Raw genomic sequence first — 18,823 nt, forward strand, 5'->3', positions numbered from 1 at the left:
AGCCTATTGATCGGCCTGGATCCGGCCCCGCGGCAATCACGGACGGTCGAATAAGGAATTCACCATGGGCGGAGTCCCGGTGCTACTGTTGGTCGCCGCATTGGGCATGGATAGCGGCTGGTGCAGCGACGAAAACGGCGACACGCAATACATCATCCAGGTCGAACCCGACAAGTGGGATGACGTGCGTCGGGCCGGCGAGATCACCAGTACCTTGCCGGCGGAATTGCACGGTCGTGTCACGAAGGTCGTGATCCGAGTCGGGGATGATCCGCTGCCGCGGGACACCCCAGAGGTCGTCGTCCGAAAACCGGCCGGCGGTTTTGGCGTGGTTTGCGATAGCCCCGTGATTCCCACCGTCGTCGATTGCGCCGATCTGGACGCGATGCCCGCACCCGCGATTTCGGACGCTGCGTCTGGCACTGCTAAAGCGCGGTCCAAGAATCCTTCCACGGCGTCAGGGCAAACCGATCCCCGCGCGTCATCAGTTTCGGCCGAATCTGATGACCACCCGACCACGCGGGTGATGAAGCCCGATCCACAGTTCGGCGGCTTCAATTTCCCTGGAACCTCCGCCAACAGCCAAACGAATACCGCCAGCCAGGCCGCCGACCCACGTTCCGGTGTGGTTCCACCACCGTCACCCAGTCGCGCCGCGACGGCCCAGCCCCGCGCCGGCGGTCCCAGCACGGCCCCGTCCACCGGACCAAACAATTATTGGCTGCCCGACGGCACCACGCCACGCACCACCCAAACATCGGCGGGCCCCTCGCAACCCAGCACCCAGCCGTCAAACGGCTTCAACACGACCGGTTACCCCGGAACAGGCGGCCCAGAAACGACGCAGCAGGTTTCCAACACGACTCCCGTCCTGCCACCAGCTCCGTCAACCACATCGGCCGGTCCAGGGACCGGCGCCGCATCGCCGACCGGTTCCGCGTCGTCGTTTGGACAAGTGCCGGACAACTTGAACATCAACGGCTATCGCAACACGGCCGCCAATTCGAGTGCGGACGCCTACACCTACCGCAGCACGGAACCTTACCTGGGCCCGAAACCTCCATCGTCGCCGACCGGCTACGGCGCCGGCTCCTACCCGAACAGCAATCCCCCCGGTACCGGCGTGTCAGGAACCACGGCCACCGAGGCCCCCAATCCCTATCGCACGGACACAATCTCGGCCACGTGGAACCGAATGAATCCGACCGACATCCAGTGGAACATGAACCACGGCTGGACCCCGGAGACCTTCGAAAAGTTTCGCTTGCAGGGCGGCCATCTCTACAAGAACGCGTTGCCCGTCAATCCCCAGGGCTACCCCATCAACGCCCAGTACCAAGCAGTGTCCAACCAACAAGTGGCTTTGGAATACGTGACGCCTCGGTTGGCCAGCGCCGGAAACGGAACGCCCGCGACCGGCGTTTCCACGGGGACACCGTCAACCACCGGCGCGCCGGCCGGACGCGTCCCCAGTTATGACAATCCCCTGTTTGCACAAGGCGGCAACGCACCCGGGTCCGGGACCAACGCCGGCGGCGGTTCACCGACCGACATCTTGCCGCCGCCCGTGTTCCCGGGATCCGACTCGGCGAATGACCGCTATCGGACCGGCGCCCCATACGCAACGACCACCGATCCGCGTCTTCGTTCAAACGACCCGCGTGGCCCAGATGGCGGGTACGCCGATTCCAGATACGCCCGTGATCGTGGCTACCCGACCGATCGATTCGGTGACGATGCCGATCTGCGTTATGCCGACAGCCGATCCCGTGGCTCGGATCCCCGAGCCAGCGATCCACGATTGGACGATCGCTACCGAGACAGCCGTTTGGTGGATTCTCGATATTCGGACGATCGTCGAATCCCCCGGCGTGACAATTCCGACTCGTTATCGGACTCCTATCGTGGCGATCGATACGCTCAACTCGATCGTGGTGACAGCCGCTTGGATGCCGACGCTTCTTACCGAGACCGGCTTTCGTCGTCCCGGGATGTTCCGAGCTCTCGCGTGGTAGGTGATCGACCGACCACGAATGACTCGGCGTTGCCGCCACGTGTGGCCGCCGGCCAATCCCCCAGCCCCAGCGACCGAACCTCCAACGTACAACCGTCAAAGGCGGAAGAGGTCGATCCGCGGGCAAAGAAATTGATTGCAGCGCAACCTTTCTTCACCACGTTCCTATTGCTATCAATCGTTGGTAACGTTTACTTAGTCTTCTGGTTGAAGGGGCTACGACAGCAGTTTCGCGAGATGGTGATCGCAAAACGATCCACCGGCGCGGGACTACCGTCAGACTGACAGACCAATTCAAGGGGCAAGGCGGGGTTCCACAGATGGATGAATCCCACCATAATTACACTTAGTAATGGATTTTGCCCTTCAATTATCAGCCTCGCACTACCCTACTCGCGTAAACTGTATTACCCCTTGATAGGGGACTTTTTTTCAGTGCTGTTTTTCGGCTCGTTTCCGCGTCATCCTAAGGGACCCGACGCGGGGATCATCCGATCCCTCACTGGAGGAAAGTGATTCACCTGTCACCGTGATGTGCCACGGACGTCTCCAATTCTGGGGTGTCCGAAAAGCGTCGGCGACGGTCAGGTGTGTTGTGTGAGGGGTTTGACGTGGCCGTGACTGGTGGGGAACTTAAGCCTCCCTATTGGTGGCACGCAACATGCAGTGTCCGCCGATGTCGGGGTGAGAGTGTCACCCATCAAAATGAAAGAGGAGTCAGAGAATGACCAAGAACCTATTAATCGTCGACGATCACGAGATCGTCCGCATGGGGCTGAAAGTTGCGCTGCAAGACACCGACATTCAGATCGTTGGTGAAGCGGCGTCGGCTGCTGAGGGGCTGGCAGCGGTTGAAAAATTGAACCCGGACGCGGTCCTGTTGGACATCCGGATGGACGGCGGCGATGGGCTTAACGCCTTGGGCCGTTTGAAGCTGGACCACCCGGATCTGCCGATCATGTTGTTCAGCGCTTATGACAACCCGACCTACATCGCTCGCGCCGTGGCATTGGGTGCCGCCGGATACGTGCTGAAGTCGGCATCGAACGACCGCCTGATCGAAGCCCTGCAAATGGCTTTGGCCGGCGAATCGGCTTGGACCCGCGAAGAACTGCGACGCGTCACCGGCGCGCTGGCAACGCCGCGAATGAGCCAAGACATCGAAGTTCCGTTGACCCAACGCGAAAGCGAAGTCCTGCGTCAAATGGCTCTTGGCCTGACCAACAAGGAAATCGCAAAGATGCTGGGAATTAGCTACGAAACGGTCAAGGAACACGTCCAGCACATCCTGCGAAAGATCGGTGTTTCCGACCGTACGCAAGCCGCGGTTTGGGCCGTTCGCAAAAACTTGGTCTGATCGATCCACCACTTTGATTAGGGCATTCCACAATGCCGGATTTGGGAATGCCTGAAACGGCGTTGCGGTCGTTTCGGCTGTCAATGCGTACCGAGAGGTACGATTACCGTACGCCGATGAAATTTGGCGGCCGGGTGGTGAATGACGTGACCGTGGCTTCGGTCGATTGCCAGGCGGAAACGTCGATCGGCAGTGCGACGGGTTTCGGTTCGATGACGATGGGGGTCGCCTGGGCTTGGCCCGACCCCGATCTGACGGCAGACCAAAAGCTAGAAATCGTTCTGGAGTTGATGGAACGTCTGGTCGAATTGTTCAACGATTCGGCCTTGGCGGGCCACCCGCTGGACATCTGCCACCAGTTGGCCGAACAGCGATCGGCCATCGCGGACCAGATCTATATGGAACGCGGACTGGGCGAAACGATCCCAGAATTGGCGATATTGCTGGCCGCTTCGCCCATCGAGGCGGCGATATTCGATGCTCATGGCAAGTCCAACGGGCAAAGCAGTTACGCTTTGCTGGGCCGGGACCATCTTCCCGGGGATCTGTCACGTTTTCTGGGTGACGATTACCGCAATGTGTTCCTTGACGAACTGATCCGCCCCCAACCAGTGGATCAGTTGCCGCTGTATCACCTGGTCGGCGCGTTGGATCCGTTGACCGACGCCGACGTCCAGACACCCGTGAGCGATGGGTTACCCGAGACGCTGGGGCAATGGATCCAACGAAACGGGCTGACCCACCTGAAGATCAAGCTGGACGGCGACGATCTGCAGTGGGACGCCGACCGTGTCGCTCGCGTCCATGCGGTGGCAACGCAAACACGTCCCGATCTGGGCGACGGTTGGTCATTTTCGTTGGATTTCAACGAGCGCTGTCGTGACGAAGATTACGTCTTGCAGATGCTGGACCTGTTGCAGCGGGACGCCCCCGAAGCGTTGCGATGCGTGGGCTACATCGAACAACCAACGCATCGTGATTTAACGCGGCGACCGGCGATCACAATGCACCGGGTCGCAGAAAGCCTTCCTGTCGTGATCGACGAATCTTTGGTGGACCTTCACAGTCTGCGGACGGCGATCGCCCAGGGCTATTCGGGGATCGCGTTGAAGGCCTGCAAGGGCCACTGCGAAGCGATTCTGTTGGGCGCTGTGGCCGTTCGCGAAGGCCTGTATCTGTGCGTCCAAGACCTGACTTGCGTCGGCGCATCGCTGTTGCATTCCGCGTCGCTGGCAGCACACATCCCGGGCGTGACGGCGATCGAAAGCAACGGTCGCCAATATTGCCCACAGGGAAACCAGCGGTGGATGGAAGGATTCGGCGAATTCTTTGAAATCCGCGACGGCCGAGTGCCCACTGCAAGGCTGGCGGGGCCCGGGCTGGGATACGGCGACGATCCCGCTTGGGAATCCGACACGGCCTGAACGATGGCGATCAACCGACGGCCCGTCATGGTGCGTCGTTTGGGCGCATAGAGCCAGCGGCCAGGGTGACCTGCCCACATGCGGACACCACCATTTTGCCGCCAGAACAACAATCCAATTTGGTGCCAAGATTTTTCCAATTTCTACGGCGCCATCTAGAATGCCATGACGACGTGTGTGTCGACGGTCCGTGTATGGACGATCGAGACCGCAGCATCGGGGGCCTCGACCGAAACATTGACGCATGCAAGTGGTTTCAATGGTATGAACACATTCCGAATTTTGGCGGCGTTGACCGCCCCGATGATTCTGGCAACCACGCTTTGCGCCCAACCGCCTTTTGGCGGACGCGGCGGTGACCGGGGCGATTTTGGCGGACGCGGTGGTGGACCTCCCGGCGGTGGCTTCGGGGACCGCGGCGGATTCGGCGGGCGTGGCGGCGGACCTCCCGGTGGCGGTTTTGGTGATCGCGGCGGATTCGGCGGGCGTGGCGGTGGACCTCCCGGCGGTGGTTTCGGGGACCGCGGCGGTGATCGAGGCGGCCGCGGTGGCGATCGCGGCGGTGGCGGCGGACCGAGTGATTTCCTGAGCCGATTGGATCGCAACGGAAACGGCGTCTTGGATCCCGACGAACAACAGGGCCCCGCCCAATTCCTGATCGGTCGCTTGCAGCGCGAAGATTCCAGCATTCGCCCCGGATCCCCCATTCCAATTTCCAAGGTCACCAGTGCCTTTGAAAAGATGCGTGGCGGCGGCGGCGATTCGCGTGACCGCCGCGATTCCCGCAGCGATCCCGCCAACGATGCAATGGAGGTCGAATTGTTGGTTCCTGGATTCGACGCCGTGGTCGAATTCGATCCCATTTTGGGCTTCGGACCCAACGCGGAAATGTTGGCTGTCCCTGTCAGCGACGCAGATCGACGCGAAGCGACCGAACGGATGCAGCGTTACGACCGCAACAAAGACGGCTTTCTTAGCAGCAATGAAATGGAGCGATTTTCCGGGGATCCGATGGCGTTTGACCGAAACAAGGACGGAAAGCTGAGCTTGGACGAATTAGCCGTTCGCTATGCCAGACGTCGCGAGGCCCGCGAAGACGATCAGCAAAGACGCGATAGTGATCGTCGCCGCTCTGACGATCGAGAAGATTCCGAACCGGTGGATCGTTATGACGGTCGAAAGTCGTATCGAATCATCGCCGGCGATGGCACCGACGGATTGCCGGGCTGGTTCATCGACCGCGATGGCGACAAGGACGGTCAGGTGCTGATGTCGGAATACACCAGTGAATGGACCGACGCTGTGGTCAAGGAATTCAACGGATGGGACCGAAACGGCGACGGAACCATCACCAGTGATGAAGCCAGGATCGGTGTCGAACGTGGCCCGGTCAGTTCCGGCGGCGGATCACCCGCCCCATCGTCGATCGCTAGTTCATCGTCCAGTTCGTCGGCCACCGCCAACGCGACGGCAGGCGATGTGGAAGTCAGCGATCGCGACATGGCCTATGCCGAACGCATCGTGAAGCGGTACGACGCCAACGGTGACGGGGTGCTGGTGCCATCGGAATATGAGAACATGCTGATGAAGCCGACCGGTGCGGACACCGACCGCGACGGTCGCGTTTCGATTCGTGAATACGCCGAATCCATGGCACGTCGACGCGCCCAATGACAACTCCGCCGGTCATCACTCGTTTAAGCGACCCCGAATTCGGATCGCTATGTGATGACTTGGCCGCCCAAGCTTCCCTATGGAACGCTCCGGAACACTGGCCCGGTGGTCCGATTCACCAGTGCGCCGCGTCCGGTGCCTTACGATGGACACTTTCGTCCGACCATGGCGGTGTCGATTGGTCGCCCGACCGTCAGTTGTTGGCTTACCATCGACTGGCTCAAGCCGATCTGACGACGACGTTCGTCCTGACCCAGTACGCCGGTGCCTGCCGTCGGATCGCGGGCAGTGAAAACGCCGCGATTCGTGCCCGGCACGTGGAAGCGTTGCTGTCAGGTGATCGCTTTGGAACCGTCGGGATTAGCCATTTGACCACAAGCCGACGCCACTTGGACCGTCCCATTCTGTCGGCCCGCCAAACCGATGACGGTGGCTTGGTTCTTTCCGGCGTCGCCCCATGGGTGACCGGTGCCGCTCACGCCGAAGTGATCGTCCTAGGTGCGACTCTGGACGACGGCCGAGAGGCATTGGTGGCGGTGCCCACCGACTTGGCCGGCGTCCATTGCGGCCCGGGAGTTTCGATGATCGCATTGTCGGCCAGCTGCACCGACATGGTCCGTCTGGATGACGTTGTCGTGTCCCCATCGATGATCGTCGCCGGTCCGGTCGATGACGTGATGAGCACCGGGTCGGGCGGGGGAACCGGCGGGCTGCAGACATCCGCCCTGGCTTTGGGGCTGGCGGCAACGGCCATCGATTTTTTGGCCGATGAATCCGACGCGAGACCCGAACTGACACCGATTGCGGATCAGCTGAAACGCGACTGCGAAGCACAACTGGACGATCTGCTGACGGCCGCGAACCCGCCGGGCGAAGACCAACATCAGGTGCACAAAACCGAGGCCCCCTGTGACCCGATGGCCATTCGAGGCCGGGCCAATGACTTGGTCATGCGTTGCACGCAAGCCGCGATGACCGCCGCCAAGGGTGCGGGTTTTGTCGAAGGCCATCCAGTGGGACGGTGGTGCCGCGAAGCCCTTTTCTTTTTGGTCTGGAGCTGTCCACAACCGATCGCCCAAAACCATCTTTGCAATCTTGCCGGCGTGTCGGGCGACACCGCCGGCTGATGTCCTTTCCGTGGCGTCGATTGCGGGCCGCTCTATTCCGGCTGGGCAAGTTGCCAATGAATGAAGTCCGATTCCGCTTCATTGAAGTCGGTGATTTTGTCGACCAGCGGCATCTTGATCACTTTGACCTCCGGCTCGGACTCTAACTCGGCGTTACGAATGAAGCTCTTTTTCGCACTGAACTTGGGTTTCTGCATTGCCGATTCCAAAGTCCCGTGATCGGCATCGACTTTCTTGTTGATGTAATAGCGAACAAACGTGTCGTTGGAACCACCACCGAATAACACGTCGACCACGTTGTCGTCGCCGCCGTCCAAGTAATCGCTGGCCGGACCGCCGAACAGCATGTCTTCGCCCTCGCCGCCGTACTGGACGCTGACCAAATGGTCGGCTCCCTCATCCACAAAATCATCGACATCGTCAAAGAAGCAGATGTCGTCCCCTCGCAGCCCGAAGAAGATGACCAAGACCAATTCGTCGAACTCGAACTTTTGCTTGATGTTGTCGGTGTGGTTCCAGTTGTCCGCTTCGGGGTAGGTCAACTTGATTTTGAATTCATCTCCGTCAACCGAGATCTTGCATTCGTCGTCCAGATCGGTGCCGGTGACCGTGACGATTCGGTTGACTTCGTCATAGACGATCGACTGGGCCGGTGCGTTGGTCCAAGCCAGGGCACACAAACACAGTACAGCGAACAGACGTTTCATCGGGTTTCTCCCATGCAGGCAGGGTTTCAGGTGGACGCCGAAACGCGATCCGCTCGGTTGCCGGCGTGTTTGTTTCTGATCTACCCAGCGTGGAAGTCACGTCGATGCAACGGGCAAAAACCGCCGACAGTCCACGAAGCGGTGCCGTCACCTACCAGAAGTGGACATCAGCCGCCAAAATTCAGCGTCTGAGACACTTGGCACTCGTTCCCAACAACCTTCGTCAGCGATGAATCAAACAGCGGCTTCCACCCCCGATAACGGCGATGATTTCACCGACCCACGTGTGGCACGTCGGTCGAAACTACAAAAATTGACGGACATGGGGATCGATCCGTTCGGCGGCCGTTTCGACGACCGAACCTGGATCGGCGACTGTCACGCGATGAGCGATCAGGTCAAATTCCGGACCGCAGAGGGCGAAACGATCGATCTGCCCGATTTCGGTGATGATTCGGTGGACTATCGGCAATGGAAAACCGATCTCGGCCCGGGCGAAGAAATTGGCCCCACCGTTCGCGTCGCCGGACGCATTCAGTTTGCGCGACCCACCGGCAAACTGATCTTTCTGAACATCAAGGACTGGACCGGCAGCCTCCAGATCTTCATCGGCAAAAAGCAAGTCGGCGACGATTTTGAACTGGCCAAGCTGTTTGACTTGGGCGACCTGGTGGGCGCCGAGGGACGTCTGGGGCGCACGAACACTGGTGAACTGACCGTGTTCGCCGAAAAGCTGTTCTTCCACACCAAGATGCTGGAAGTTCCGCCGGAAAAGCACGCGGGATTGACCGATCCGGATCTGAAACAGCGGATGCGTTACGCCGACATGGCGTTCAACGATGGCGTCATGGAAACCTTCATGGCCCGAACCAAAATCATCCAGTCGATTCGCCGAACGCTGGATGATCAACAGTTTTGCGAAGTCGAAGGACCGACGCTTCACGCGGTCGCCGGTGGTGCGGCGGCACGACCTTTCACCACGCATCACAACGCCTTGGACATGCCGTTGTACATGCGGATCGCGCTCGAATTGCACCTCAAGCGTCTGATGGTCGGCGGCATGGAACGCGTTTACGAACTCGGACGCGTGTACCGCAACGAAGGCATCAGCCCGCGGCATAATCCGGAATTCACAATGCTGGAGGCGTATCAAGCCTACGGCGATTACGGGACGATGATGGACCTGACCGAACGTTTGATCGTCGATGCGATCGACGCGATCGGTGGCGGTTACGTCCGGCCGTTTGGCGACGTGGAAATTGATTTCACGCCACCGTTTCAACGTGCCACTTATGCCGAACTGTTCGCCAAGGCCACCAATGTCGATCCGGCGGACGAATCTGCGGTCATCGAACTGGCCAAGAAGCTGGGCTTAGAAACCGAAGGCAAACATCCGGACGTCGTCCGCAACGAGATCTTTGAAGAGAAGGTAGAAGACACGCTGCAAGGTCCCATCTTTGTGATCGACTATCCCGCCAGCATCTGCCCGTTGACCAAACGCAAAGCGGATCAACCGGAGATCGCCGAACGTTTTGAATTGTTCATCAACGGAATGGAATTGGCCAACGCGTACACCGAACTGAATGACCCGGACCTGCAACAAGCGTTGTTCGAAACGCAATTGCAAGGTCAAGACGATGAAGACAGCATGGCGAAAATGGACCATGACTTCATCCGGGCGCTTCGTTACGCAATGCCGCCGGCGGGCGGACTGGGTGTCGGTATCGATCGCCTGGTCATGCTGCTGACCAACAAGCGGTCGATCCGTGACGTGATCCTGTTTCCCGTGCTGCGTCCGGAAAAGGATTCATGATGTCGAACAAGCAACATTAAGAACGACAAACCGTGACGCAAAAACGGCTCGCCCGAATCACCTTCGAGCGAGCCGTTTTTTTTTAGGCAATCAACGAAGCAAGCAATGATCCCGTGAAGCTGTTCTACGCCCCCGCTGCGGCAACCGGCATCGGCGCGATTTGATAGGCTCGCGAGCGGAACAAGAAATCGATGATGTTTCCTTCGTGCGGCTGCAACCAATTCAAGCGGTTGGTCGGAATCGGACCGATATTCAAACGATCAATCTCGACACAGTTCGCTGCGTCGTGTTGCAGTTGCTCGTTCCCCGTCAAAACGGTCCCGACCAACGTCGGTCCGATCCGTCGCAACATCTCCGATTCCGGACATTCGACGACGCTGACGAAGGGGAACATGTATTCCTTGGCCGCCACACCACGATCGGGTGAATCGGCGTGGACCACCATCGGCCGCAAATACGCACAGTGTTCACGCTCGATCAGTTTTTCACCGAACGATGCCGTCATGTCGGTCACGCCCGATTCGGCCAAATCTTGCTGGACCATTGCGTAGGTTCCGGTCGCCATCGCGGGAACCGTAAACGCGGCCAACTGAGCCTCGTCATCCGCGGGCGGCCGAACATCGACCGGCCCCAATCGCTCGGCCAGGGCTTGGGCGATCTCTTTGGTGTGCCGACTGGCCCAAATGCCGCTGCAATTGATGCAACTGCGTCCGGAATTGCTCAGCACACTCTCCACCATCACGTCCAAGTACTGTTCCCAATCATCGACCACATCGTCGGCAATCAAGATCTTGGAAAATCCAGGACCGTGAGGCTGCACACGTGGGTTGCCCGCGTGCTGGGCGACCGTCTGGGCGCTACCGAAAATCATGCTGCGTGGTGTCTTAGTCATGATGGCTCCACCGGCATCATGGCCACCGGGATACAGACCGAACGCTTCGGCTGGCACACCGGCCTGCATGAACGCAGCGACCATTCGATAGGGCGTCCAAGGTTCCTGTGACCCCGGCTTCAATGCCAAACCAACCTGCAACGGAATCGCGGGCAGCCAAAGCGTGTGAACCCCGGGTGAATTGTTGGGCAACACAGCACCAAGCACCGGAGTCTGTGCCTGAAAGCTGACCGTCACGCCACGACCTTCTTCGCCGTACCCACGTGCCAAGATGGAAAGATCCAGACCGCGGGTCAGGCAATCCAGAATCTGGTCCATGTTGGACAACACAAAACTGTTCTTGGTCATGTTCGAACGGCACATGTGCTCGGGCAGTCCGGTACTGGCGGATTGCTGATGCACAAAGTCGTCGACCGTCTGCACGCTGTCGCCCACTTTCAAGTCGGCATTTTCAAACAGCTGCGCCGCCTGCTTGCACTTTTCAATCAAGTCCTCAGGTGACAGCTGCAAGAGCGCCTCACGAGCCTTGTGGGCTTTTCGCATGTCGCGCCCAACGATCCCGCCGCCAACGGTCCCGACCTTGGCAATGGGTTCACCGGTGTCAAAGTGGACGACATCGTTGAACTCCAACGATTCGTACGGCTTTCCCCAACGCAGCGGACTAAGCGTGATCATGATTGATCCAATCTCAAACGGAACTAAAGTCAGAAGTTAGAACGGTGGCGAACGGTTTGGTCCGGCCAGACAAAGGTGAAGACCGGCGTCGCGAGACAAAATGCAACCAATCGAAAATCGCGAGCCGACGTCGGACAGCGACAAGGCCGCAAATCACGAGCGTTGCGAACAAGGTCGATTGCGTCGACGGCCGATGGTCGCATCGCAATGCACAGCGATCATTCGAGCGTGATTCATTGCAATGCGTTGGCTAGTCATCCACCGAATCGACGAGTGCCAATCCAATGTGCCCCACCGGCGAAACCGTGTCGCCGGTTAGTAGACGCCGACGGTCGTCGCGCTGGCCAGTTCATGAAATGGCCGTACTCCGCTGACACCATCCCAGGGATAGGTATCAAACGGCATTTCGCGTTCGCCTTCGTCACGTTCCATGAACCCGGGGACGAAGAACTCGTCGGTCAAAGTGTAAAGCTTCACGCGACCGGTTTCGCCGTAGCCCACCACGCTATCGTAATCCTCGAATTGGACAACTTCGGTAACCGCACGGGGTTGAGGTGCGTAGTAGCTGATCTTGTAACCATCACTGGCAGTGACCGGTTTACTGCATGCCAACCCCATCAATGTGTTGCCATAGGTCGGGGTCATGTAGATGCCGCTTTCTTCCGGCGGCCCATCCAGCAACTCTTCGACGCAAAAGCGCGTCCACTGGGGCGTGAACTCGGTGCCGCCGGAGAAAATTCCGGTGATGCCACATTCGCCCAAACTGGTCCCGCGTTCTTCAAGAGCCTCGCCCAAAGATTCCAGTAACTTCGGTGTTGCAAACATGCACTTCACGTCGTGCCCCGCGGTCAGGATCGTGATCGCCTGGTCGATGCAGTGTTTCTTGTATTCCTCCAGGTGTTCCATCCAGCCCTTCTTGATCAGCTTGACCACCCAGCGAGGATCCAGATCGATACAGAAACAAATCCCGCCACGGTGCTGCGCCAGATGCTCCACGGCTAATCGCAAACGCCGTGGTCCGCTGGGTCCCAGCATCAACCAATTCGCACCTTTGGGAAAGTATTTTTCCGGCAGGGTGTCGCTGAACAGTTCGTAATCTTTCCAGTGGTCTTCAATCACCACGCGGCTCTTCGGAATCCCCGTCGTTCCGCCCGTTTCGAATACGTAGGTCGGTTTGCCTTGATGGCCTTTGGGAACCCAGCGAGTCACCGGGCCGCCACGCAACCATTCGTCCTCGAAGTGCGGGAACTTCTTCAGGTCATCGAAGCCCTTCACATCGGCCAGCGGGTCGAAGTTCAGTTCACGTTTCTTTTCCAACCAAAACGGACTGCCGGTGTCGTCGCTGAAGTGCCAATGAACGGTCTTCAGAGTGTGTTCGTTCAAGCGGTCAAGGGCTTCAGACACCTTCTTCTGGATCTCGGGATCCACGCCAGATTCGGCAGTACTCATCAACGCTCTCGCTACGGGGTAGGGCGGGTGAAGGGGGTTGGGCAGGAACGTCCCTGGACGTCTTACACAGTATGTCGACTCGGGAAGCACTTGACGATAACGCCGCGACCAGAAAACCCGATCGGTCAGAACCGACGGCTGCGAGCGCCCGACAACCGTGAATAGTCTTCGGCGCCGTGCGGTCGCCAAAAGCTGAACGTCCGATCAACATCCACAGCCATCGACAGAACCAACAAGGCGTCGACAAAAAAAGCCACCGACGACATTCCAGCCGACGGTGGCAACGTGATCTTCAAAGGTGACCAGCAGTCTCGGCCTGTCGCCAAGATCCGCGATCTCTACCAGCGAGCAATCAGGGCGAAGCGGGGCTGACCGGCGGAGGAACCGGAACAAACGGCTGGTTGTTGTCATTGTCGTCAGATGCCGCAGCGATCGCCGCAATCGCGGCCAAGCCGATCAATTCACCGCCACCACCGACGAATCCGCCACCACCGCCCGCGCCACTGGGGGCGATGTAGGTTCCCGGCGGAATCGTCAAAGCCGAACCAAAACCTTCCTCAACGACTTCATCTTCGATGGCGTCCTCGGTCCCGTCACTCGGTCCGTCGTCCGATGTGTCGACCACCGGATCGATGGTGCCGGGAGGTGCCAGCTGAACCACCAGTTCATCCGCGATCGGCTCGGCAAAGTAGGACACCAGTTGTTTTTTCGACGATGCACTGCTTCGTGCCTGCTTGTCGCTGCCATCGACCAATTCGAAACCAACGACCGCAACACCGGTGGAACGGGCGGCAACCAACGCGTAGGCAGCCGGCGGCAATTCCTCAATCTCGAACTTGCCATCCAAATCGGTCACGGCTCTGGCCGCTTCGGCACCTTCGCGGAAGATGAAGATGTTCGTGTCGACCGCGGGCATCAACTTGTCGCCAACAGCCCCAGGCAGATAAACACGGCCGTGCAGCTTGCCTTCGATACGGCGAACCCGTGATGACACACCGGCAGCGACTTGTTTCGACAGACGCGTCAAATCCACCGATGCCATCGGGTCTTGGCCAGTCGACGCGGCACTGACATATCGGCCGACCGCTTGCTGAACCAATGCGCGATCAATCGATGCAACGCTGAGGGCGGCCGTCGTGGGATAAACGGCCGAATCACTTGCATCCGACGCGATCACGTGGACCGCGGCGATACCCCAGACGTTCTCACCACGAGCCGACAAGGCGTATGCACCCGGCGGGACATCACGCAGCGTAAACCGCCCCTTGGTGCTGGATTTGGCTTCCCAAACCCGACCATTGACATCGACCAGTCGAACATCCGCACGGCTGACGGCTTGGTCGATGTTTCCGTTTTGCGGAATCATCACCTCACCCTGCAGACGACCGTCATCGGTCAGGCGGACCCACTGCCGCAGCCCGCTGCCTTGGGCAAACACGCTGCTGCAGAATAACAAGGCTGCACCAACAGCCAACGATGCGGATTTCATCAGATTCATGCCTTCCCAGGGTGGAAACGACGTCAGATATTCAAGGTGTCAATCAAGTTGGTGCCACCGACGGGGTGCATGCAAACAGACCGCCGGCCCACAAATTCGTCAGATTGATGATAAATCCCCCCACCGGCATTTCAACAATCTTTCGGGATGCTAGCAAAAAAACAAAAGAAAACCGCGACTCGTTGAGCCGCGGTTCCGTATGTTCAACTTTTTGATCAGGCCCGCATCAGGGACCCAAAATCATCACCGATCACGGCGATGCTGGGCTGACCGGCGGTGGGGGAACCGGAACGAAGGGGAAGTCGTTCCCGTCGTTGTTATCAGCGATCGCGGCAATTGCACCGATACCGGCCAGTGCAGCGAGGCCACCGCCCCATCCGCCGCCGCCGTATCCGCCACCACCACCGTAGCCGCCGTAACCGCCAGCGTATCCGCCGCCGCCACCACCGCAGCCACAGGCCGAGGTACCGAAGCCACAATCGACGATCTCACCGCCGATTGGCGTTTCGGAGATCACTTCGTCGCTGATGATGATTTCTTCTTCACAGCAAGCCGGAACCGTTTCCACGACGACTTCTTCGACACAAGTGACGACTTCGGGAGCCGGTGCACATTGCATTTCGAATTGGGGGCAGCAGTGATGTCCCAGCAGACCCACCAGGGTTTCGCCGTTGCTGCTGACCGAGGTCGTGCGGTCGATTTCGTTTTCGTCGACCAATTCGAAACCAGTCAGTCCCAGACCGGCGGTTCCGACGGCCATCAGCGAGTACTGACCCGGGGTCAACGCGTCGATGTGGAACTGGCCATTCTCGTCGGTGACGGCTCGAGCGACTTCGGCACCGTTACGCAGAACGAAAACGTTCATCGACGGTGCGGCCTTCAACTCACCGCCTTCGGCACCGGCCATGTGGATTTGACCGCTCATCCCACCGTTGTCTTGAGCGACCCGCGAAAAACCTTCGCCGATCACGCGTGCGGCCAGCTTTTCCAGATCGACGCTGTCAATCGTGCTGCTGCTACGCTGGGCACTGGCGGGCAAGTAACGAACCAACGCCATCTTGACCATCTCGTGGTCGACGTTGGCCGCGGCCAGTTCAACTTCTTCGGGATATCCAGCCGCGTCATTTGCGACGACGTGCATCGCGCTGACCGCGAAGATGCCTTCGCCGCGTGCGGTCAGGGCATAAACGCCGGGGGTGACGTTATCGAACTGGAAGCGTCCGCTTTCGTCCGTTTGAACGGTGACGGTTTGACCGGCAGGTCCGGTCAACGCCAGCGCCGCAGCCTCGACGGCTTGCGACGTTCCGTTCTCGGTGGGCAGAACAATTCGTCCGACCAAGTGCCCATCAGCGGTGGATCGCACCCACTGATTCGAAGTCAGATGGTTCCGCGTCAGCTGTACTGCGAATGCGGGCGTGATCATGCCCAACAGTGCCAGCAAAGGAACGAAGAAAAGCCGTTGCATTGGAGGTTTACCTCGAAATCGTCGATCAAGCGGGGGGTGTAACTCTTGTGAAGATAGGTAAGCGGTATGGATGATATTCTGCGACGCAACGGAATTCAACGACCGAATGACAACGAAATCGGAATAATGAAGAAAACCGGCACCCCCACGAGGGTGGACGACGGACAGAAAACGCGAAAATACCGCTAGTATCGGCCTCATTGGATGCATTCCCCCATCGGGTAGTTCTTTGAATTTTCGTCAAAAACTCGATTTTTCCCAGAGTCCTGCTGTCGCCCTCACCACCCCATGGAAGGTGAACAAATAGAAGTCGCAGCATTTTAGGATTGCGGTCAAAATGGCCGCAGCTGGACGCCAAAACGCTCACTTGCCGCACACCAAACCCTCCATTCTTACTGCCACCTGGAGTCGGTCTGATGTCACCACCGACGATCAACCCTTTCGCACCGACGATCAATCTGCCCGAGGAGCGCCAAGGCGTCTTCACGGAACTGGCCGAATGCGAGGGCAAAAACTTTCTTTACCGCCGCTTGAACGTCATGGGTCCCTTCCCGGGAACGCTTCTATATGACGGCCGATGGTTTCGGCAGAAAATCGAATTCGCGGGACACTTGGTTTGGTTTCGAATCAGCTGGCTGATCATCCACCGCAAAGCGGAGTTCCGGCTTCCTCCGGCGGTTGATCCGGAACAGCGAACATGCCGAATGGAAATCGACTTCTCTCGATTCCTATGGATCCGACGATTTCGTATCTGGATGGGCGAGACCCTGGTCTACGACGAAATCAACTGACGCTCAAATCTGCAAACCCGGGATCAAGCGACGGCTTGGTACTCGGTCGATGTCGTCGAGCGTTTCCGCCGCGGCCACGGTCAAGCAGCCCCGCAAGGTGAGGGGTTTACGGTGCCGCGATGCCGACCTTCCGCCCCACCGTTGCCGAAAGACAGCCGACGAAGCCCGTGTGCCTACGCGGTGGTTTCGTCCGCCCCATCGCTCGGCCGAATGTGAAAGTCGCCCTTGGCCAATTCGTGATTCAGAATCTCCAACAGGGTCTGCAGGAACACCACGACCATGGGACCGACCAAGATCCCGATCGGACCAAAGACGCCGACGCCGCCGAGCACACTGAGCAGTGCCAACAGCGGGTGCAGCTGCGATCGTCCGTGCAACACGAAGACTTTGATGACGTTGTCAATCGAACTGATCACCAACGTTCCATAGATCAATAGAAAAATGGCTTGTCCCCATTGGCGTTCCACCAGCCCCAGCCAAACGACACAGGGCACCCAAACCGACGCCGCCCCAAGAAACGGCACCAGCGCCATGACCGTGGTCGCCAAGAACAGTAGCACGACCGAACCGGAAAACCCCAAAAAGAAATAGGCGATCGCCGCCAAGACACCCTGGGCAAGCGCACTTAGCACCGATGCCAGAACGACGGCACGACTGGTCCGATCAAATTCCATCAACAGCCGACGTTCGTAGTTGTCGTCCATGGGACTTAGCCGCATCAGCGTGTGGACCATCCCCGGACCATCGATCAGGAAAAAGTAGACCGAGATGACCATGATCAGGATGCCAATCCCCAGAGTCACCAAGAACCCACCGGTGCGACTGGTGAACTGAACGAACCAGGGTTGCAGCGTGTCTCGAGTGCTGAGAATCATTCGGTCGATTTCGTCATCACTCAGGTTGGCCGCCAAGCGGATGGGGCCCCAGATCGATCCCCCCAGAATCTCTTGCATCCAACGTCGGGTTTTGGATCCTGCATCGTCGCTTAATTGTTGCAGGCGTGCCATCAAATCCAGGTCTTCGACATACGACCGGGCAACGGGATCGTCAAATTCCCGATTCTGCCAGCCTTTGATCTCGCTTAACAATTCGTCCAATGACTCGGCGGCGGAAACGGCGGCCGGCGTGGCGGCGTCGCGTGCCGACTGGCTGATGGATTCATCGTTTTGCAGCGACCCCAGAATGTCTTTGGCCTGCAAGACCTCGGACGTTTCGATGTGCTGGGGCTCGCTGGACTGCAACCGAATGACGATTTCATCAAGGCGGCGAAAATATTCGGGATGCGGCACCGCCAAAGCCGTCTGTTCGCGACCTCGTTCGATCGCCCGCTTCAGACTGCCGGCGTCGATTTGTTTCAATACCGAAGCAAACTGTCCGACCGCGACGACCACCAGCAACAGCAACGGCATCAACACGATGGTCAGAATCAACCCGGTGGTGATCGCCGCGGCGGTCCGCGGACGATTGCCCATCCGGTGCAGAATCCACATGTGCACCGGGCGAAAGATCACGACCAGCAAGACGGCCAGGAACAACGGGACGAAGAATCCCGCCATGACTTTGTAAAACAACAAGCCGACGGCGATGATGACCATCACCAACACCACCACCGACATGATCCGCGACAGCGATGGGAAGCTGTTGAACAAGCTGGAGGCCGCCGACTGGTGCGTTCCCACCGTCGAAACGGGGCGGTCGGTCGCCGGATCGGATGATGCCTTGCCGGTGTCCGCATCACGATCGATCGCGTCCCCGCCATCAACGTCGCCGGAGGAGGCCGCAGGGTTTGGATCGGCCGGGTCGTCAGAATCCTTCATCGGAAGTCAGTCATCGGGGTTGGAAGTCGGGCGGCAAAAGGGGAACCGAACAACTGGTATCCGCCGGCGGGATTGTGGATGATCGGCGTCGCGGTGCAAAGACAATCTTGCCGCATTCCC

Annotated in this window: 14 protein-coding genes; 8 read left to right on the top strand and 6 right to left on the bottom strand. The window is 58.9% G+C overall.

Annotated features, from left to right (window positions below; translation table 11 throughout):
- The first annotated feature begins 64 nt into the window (after positions 1-64).
- From Mal65_RS18530 to Mal65_RS18550, 5 genes are all read left to right on the top strand, one after another.
- A complete protein-coding gene (locus Mal65_RS18530) occupies positions 65-2,299 on the top strand; it encodes a hypothetical protein (protein WP_145300922.1) in 2,235 nt (744 codons plus the stop codon).
- Between the two features lie 439 nt (positions 2,300-2,738).
- Complete coding sequence (locus tag Mal65_RS18535; RefSeq protein ID WP_145300925.1) at positions 2,739-3,371, top strand: response regulator; 633 nt, start codon at positions 2,739-2,741, stop codon at positions 3,369-3,371.
- Positions 3,372-3,487: 116 nt separating this feature from the next.
- Positions 3,488-4,795 carry a mandelate racemase/muconate lactonizing enzyme family protein gene (locus tag Mal65_RS18540; RefSeq protein WP_197203592.1) on the top strand — a complete coding sequence of 436 codons (1,308 nt, stop codon included), beginning with the start codon at positions 3,488-3,490 and terminating at the stop codon, positions 4,793-4,795.
- 264 nt (positions 4,796-5,059) lie between these two features.
- Complete coding sequence (locus Mal65_RS18545) at positions 5,060-6,469, top strand: EF-hand domain-containing protein (protein WP_145300931.1); 1,410 nt, start codon at positions 5,060-5,062, stop codon at positions 6,467-6,469.
- Entirely contained in the window at positions 6,466-7,596 is a 1,131-nt protein-coding gene (locus Mal65_RS18550) for an acyl-CoA dehydrogenase family protein (protein ID WP_145300933.1), read from the top strand. The genes Mal65_RS18545 and Mal65_RS18550 overlap by 4 nt, the downstream gene beginning before the upstream one ends.
- A gap of 32 nt (positions 7,597-7,628) precedes the next feature.
- Here Mal65_RS18550 and Mal65_RS18555 read toward each other — a convergent pair whose 3' ends face one another.
- Positions 7,629-8,303, bottom strand: coding sequence for a calcium-binding protein (locus Mal65_RS18555; protein ID WP_145300936.1), 675 nt, complete (start codon positions 8,301-8,303; stop codon positions 7,629-7,631).
- Positions 8,304-8,407: 104 nt separating this feature from the next.
- On the opposite strand from Mal65_RS18555, the gene Mal65_RS27330 reads away from it, so the two are divergent.
- Entirely contained in the window at positions 8,408-8,536 is a 129-nt protein-coding gene (locus Mal65_RS27330; protein WP_261343454.1) for a hypothetical protein, read from the top strand.
- Positions 8,533-10,116 carry a lysine--tRNA ligase gene (gene lysS, locus Mal65_RS18560; protein ID WP_145300939.1) on the top strand — a complete coding sequence of 528 codons (1,584 nt, stop codon included), beginning with the start codon at positions 8,533-8,535 and terminating at the stop codon, positions 10,114-10,116. Before Mal65_RS27330 ends, lysS begins: the two co-directional genes overlap by 4 nt.
- A 124-nt stretch (positions 10,117-10,240) precedes the next feature.
- Here the strand turns inward: lysS and Mal65_RS18565 are convergent, their stop codons facing one another.
- The 4 genes from Mal65_RS18565 to Mal65_RS18580 form a co-directional block, all read right to left on the bottom strand.
- Positions 10,241-11,683 carry an aldehyde dehydrogenase family protein gene (locus Mal65_RS18565; RefSeq protein WP_145300942.1) on the bottom strand — a complete coding sequence of 481 codons (1,443 nt, stop codon included), beginning with the start codon at positions 11,681-11,683 and terminating at the stop codon, positions 10,241-10,243.
- A gap of 315 nt (positions 11,684-11,998) precedes the next feature.
- On the bottom strand, positions 11,999-13,132 hold the full coding sequence (locus Mal65_RS18570; RefSeq protein ID WP_145300945.1) for a phenylacetate--CoA ligase family protein: 1,134 nt from the start codon (positions 13,130-13,132) through the stop codon (positions 11,999-12,001).
- A 352-nt stretch (positions 13,133-13,484) separates the two neighbouring features.
- Positions 13,485-14,621 carry a carboxypeptidase-like regulatory domain-containing protein gene (locus tag Mal65_RS18575; protein ID WP_165701375.1) on the bottom strand — a complete coding sequence of 379 codons (1,137 nt, stop codon included), beginning with the start codon at positions 14,619-14,621 and terminating at the stop codon, positions 13,485-13,487.
- A 259-nt stretch (positions 14,622-14,880) separates the two neighbouring features.
- Positions 14,881-16,095 (bottom strand): carboxypeptidase-like regulatory domain-containing protein, encoded by a 1,215-nt coding sequence (locus tag Mal65_RS18580; protein ID WP_165701376.1) that lies wholly within the window; start codon positions 16,093-16,095, stop codon positions 14,881-14,883.
- 416 nt (positions 16,096-16,511) lie between these two features.
- On the opposite strand from Mal65_RS18580, the gene Mal65_RS18585 reads away from it, so the two are divergent.
- Complete coding sequence (locus Mal65_RS18585; protein ID WP_145300953.1) at positions 16,512-16,886, top strand: hypothetical protein; 375 nt, start codon at positions 16,512-16,514, stop codon at positions 16,884-16,886.
- 173 nt (positions 16,887-17,059) lie between these two features.
- Here the strand turns inward: Mal65_RS18585 and Mal65_RS18590 are convergent, their stop codons facing one another.
- A complete protein-coding gene (locus Mal65_RS18590; protein WP_145300956.1) occupies positions 17,060-18,703 on the bottom strand; it encodes an AI-2E family transporter in 1,644 nt (547 codons plus the stop codon).
- Positions 18,704-18,823: the final 120 nt, after the last annotated feature.

It is taken from the genome of Crateriforma conspicua (genome assembly GCF_007752935.1).
In the GTDB taxonomy this organism is placed as follows: domain Bacteria; phylum Planctomycetota; class Planctomycetia; order Pirellulales; family Pirellulaceae; genus Crateriforma; species Crateriforma conspicua.

What these genes read in the sequence shown, in the direction of transcription:
- Mal65_RS18565 (WP_145300942.1), bottom strand. Translation starts at nt 11,683, where the DNA reads ATGATCACGCTTAGTCCGCTGCGTTGGGGAAAGCCGTACGAATCGTTG.
- Mal65_RS18540 (WP_197203592.1), top strand. Translation starts at nt 3,488, where the DNA reads ATGAAATTTGGCGGCCGGGTGGTGAATGACGTGACCGTGGCTTCGGTC.
- Mal65_RS18550 (WP_145300933.1), top strand. Translation starts at nt 6,466, where the DNA reads ATGACAACTCCGCCGGTCATCACTCGTTTAAGCGACCCCGAATTCGGA.
- lysS (WP_145300939.1), top strand. Translation starts at nt 8,533, where the DNA reads ATGAATCAAACAGCGGCTTCCACCCCCGATAACGGCGATGATTTCACC.
- Mal65_RS18590 (WP_145300956.1), bottom strand. Translation starts at nt 18,703, where the DNA reads ATGAAGGATTCTGACGACCCGGCCGATCCAAACCCTGCGGCCTCCTCC.
- Mal65_RS18580 (WP_165701376.1), bottom strand. Translation starts at nt 16,095, where the DNA reads ATGCAACGGCTTTTCTTCGTTCCTTTGCTGGCACTGTTGGGCATGATC.
- Mal65_RS18530 (WP_145300922.1), top strand. Translation starts at nt 65, where the DNA reads ATGGGCGGAGTCCCGGTGCTACTGTTGGTCGCCGCATTGGGCATGGAT.
- Mal65_RS18570 (WP_145300945.1), bottom strand. Translation starts at nt 13,132, where the DNA reads ATGAGTACTGCCGAATCTGGCGTGGATCCCGAGATCCAGAAGAAGGTG.
- Mal65_RS18545 (WP_145300931.1), top strand. Translation starts at nt 5,060, where the DNA reads ATGAACACATTCCGAATTTTGGCGGCGTTGACCGCCCCGATGATTCTG.
- Mal65_RS18575 (WP_165701375.1), bottom strand. Translation starts at nt 14,621, where the DNA reads ATGAAATCCGCATCGTTGGCTGTTGGTGCAGCCTTGTTATTCTGCAGC.
- Mal65_RS27330 (WP_261343454.1), top strand. Translation starts at nt 8,408, where the DNA reads ATGCAACGGGCAAAAACCGCCGACAGTCCACGAAGCGGTGCCGTCACC.
- Mal65_RS18585 (WP_145300953.1), top strand. Translation starts at nt 16,512, where the DNA reads ATGTCACCACCGACGATCAACCCTTTCGCACCGACGATCAATCTGCCC.
- Mal65_RS18555 (WP_145300936.1), bottom strand. Translation starts at nt 8,303, where the DNA reads ATGAAACGTCTGTTCGCTGTACTGTGTTTGTGTGCCCTGGCTTGGACC.
- Mal65_RS18535 (WP_145300925.1), top strand. Translation starts at nt 2,739, where the DNA reads ATGACCAAGAACCTATTAATCGTCGACGATCACGAGATCGTCCGCATG.